The sequence below is a fragment of the Pseudomonas sp. B414 genome, from assembly GCF_055408445.1.
The window spans coordinates 1-2,258 of sequence record NZ_JBUZTQ010000074.1 but is presented as its reverse complement, the minus strand read 5'-3'; the positions used below and the strand labels follow the sequence as shown (position 1 = coordinate 2,258).

3 protein-coding genes are annotated in these 2,258 nt (G+C 54.4%); all 3 read right to left on the bottom strand.

The genetic code is table 11. From position 1 onward, the window contains the following. Window positions 1–265, bottom strand: a 265-nt coding sequence (locus ACZRMH_RS25725) for a T6SS effector phospholipase Tle3 domain-containing protein (RefSeq protein ID WP_464015803.1), incomplete at its 3' end; no start/stop codon positions are given. A 52-nt stretch (window positions 266–317) separates the two neighbouring features. Next, a complete protein-coding gene (locus ACZRMH_RS25720) occupies window positions 318–1,898 on the bottom strand; it encodes a type VI lipase adapter Tla3 domain-containing protein (protein WP_464015804.1) in 1,581 nt (526 codons plus the stop codon). After that, a partial coding sequence (locus tag ACZRMH_RS25715; RefSeq protein WP_464015802.1) for an effector protein Tle3 domain-containing protein occupies window positions 1,898–2,258 on the bottom strand: 361 nt, incomplete at its 5' end. The genes ACZRMH_RS25715 and ACZRMH_RS25720, both read right to left, overlap by 1 nt.

The following is a 2,258-nucleotide window of genomic DNA, read 5'->3' as shown; positions in this document are numbered from 1 at the left end:
ACGGCAGGCTGTAGCCCGCCGCTCTCAAGTACCCCGGATTGTTCATCCCGCCGGGCAGGGTTTCTGGCATGTCGAGGCGTTCATTCAGACCTTGGCACAACCCGCTCTCGATGCGTGAATAACAACCGGCAAGGTCGTTGACGCCATGCACGACGATGGTCACGCAAGGTTTTGGCGGCGGGGCAATCAAATGCACGTCGCCACCGCCGGGCATGGTGATGGACTTGGCTGAGACGATAGTGCGTGAGGTGACAGCTTCGGTCATGGGGGCTCCTTCCTTGTCGTTTCATGCCTGTGGGCAGGTGTTGACGGCGCTGTTACAACTCATCCATCCAGTTGTCATTGCTCTTCAAACTGAGCAAGAATTTTTCAATGGCATAGTCATTGGACACTGTCGGCATGGGTGGCAGGGCAGGGCTTGGCGGCTGTGTAATCGCCGGGGCGTCGCTGCTGGCCGTTTGTGGCATCAGATTGACACCGAACGGATTACTGACAGGTTTTTTGCCCGGTGTGGCGGATGTAATCGGGATGATCGTTGCCTGATCCTGGCGGCGCATGGGCATGACGACGCTGGTGTCTGCGTTCAGGTAACTGGCCATTGTTGCCAGGGCGATGCCGACAAAAGGTGAGGCGGAGCCGGTGTCGCCCAAACGTTGGGTCAGGTCATAGCTTTCTCGGGAGTCGAGCAGGTCAAGAGTGCTCTGGGCAACGCGCAGTGCCGGGGACAGTTCGGTGATGGGTCTGCGGTTCAAGCCGCCGTCGTAAAACAGTCGGCCGGGTTGGGGGGTGAGTGAAGCAGTGGCAGTTTTCCAGCCGGCGGCCAGTTGTGCGGTCAGGGCCTCGTGCTTCAAGCGTTCACCGGTATCGGGGCGTGTGAGTGAGACAGTGACGGGGCGGTGAATTTTGGCCAACACCTTCATCGCGTCCCATTGTTCGAAGGCGCGTTGCGTCCAGGGTTGCGGGATAAACTCGGAGGGTTGGAATTCAACGGGTGGTTTTCTCCAGCCCCAGCCACGGAATTCAGGGTCGATCTTGTTATCGTTGACCTTGGCGTATTGCGCGTAATAACGCAGCCATTCGACACGTTCGGGGCGGCCTACGATCAGGGCGACCATGGTGTCGGTGAGTTCTCCGGGTTTGCGTGGGCCTGAACCTCCAATTAATGGAGTACCTTTGGCGGACAGTGAAAATGACACGCTGAACCCTTCGTTGGCATAGACCAACACTGCAGGAAGATCAGGGTGACGCTCAAATAGCTTAAACAGGTTTTCGACCAAACCTTCCGGTGTGTCATTGCAAATAATGCCGTTTTCTATATTTCGGATGCGATGCCAATGTAACCCGGCAGGAGTACGCATGTTGTTGACCATGACCGACAAGCTACGCCGAGTTCTTTCAGGGCTAAAGCGCAAACCTTGCGCCGTTGAGTCCCAGTCACTAACGACAGTAATCGTTGGGAGTGGCCACTTTTCAAGGAAGTCCTTTAATCCTAGCTCCAGTGCATCTGTCTCCCGCTTGCTGAAGGCCATGTCTTTGTCATCGGCTGTTACTGGATATTTTTTGGGATCCGTTGGCAAGATGCTACCTGTATAAAGTGCTTCTGCTTGCTTTGCACTTTGTTCGTCCAAGGTCTGCCAAATTTGCCCTTGTCGAAATACATCCAGGCTCATACCAATACTGAGCACGTCTAAGGTTTCCAAGCGAGAGGAAGTAGTTGGAGCACGATAACGGGCGTCAGGAGACATAGTGGGAGCCTTATTTGCAGAGACATAAGTAGCTACAGGTGTCGACGGAGCAGCAAAACAGCGGATATCCGTCAGCGACAACTCAGAAGCGTGAATTGAATAGCTGGTGAATATCAGGCTACACATAGACAGGTAAACAAGAAGTGCGCGCATCATACTTGGCCTCCAAATTGAACGGGCTTGCCAGCGTCACGTTCAACCAATGTTTGTGCAGCTACCAAACTGGGCATCTTGTCCGCAATTGTCGGCAGCACTCCACTTGTGCGGTAGGCGACAGTCGAGTCGATTAGAAAGCGATTCTTTTCGTTCTCTTGAAAGTAAAAAACCTCAACTGCTTCATTTGGCAAATCAGCCGCAGTATCCAACTGAGAGTTCGCACTAGCGCGTGTGGCCTCCCAATCCAACCGCCAATCGGCCACCCGGCACAAATACGCATAAAACGTCACATCATCCACGCTCTCTCCCGCACCAATTGCCACGTCATAAGCCAGCACCTGACGGCTATGCTCGGGG

What these genes read in the sequence shown, in the direction of transcription:
- ACZRMH_RS25720 (WP_464015804.1), bottom strand. Translation starts at nt 1,898, where the DNA reads ATGCGCGCACTTCTTGTTTACCTGTCTATGTGTAGCCTGATATTCACC.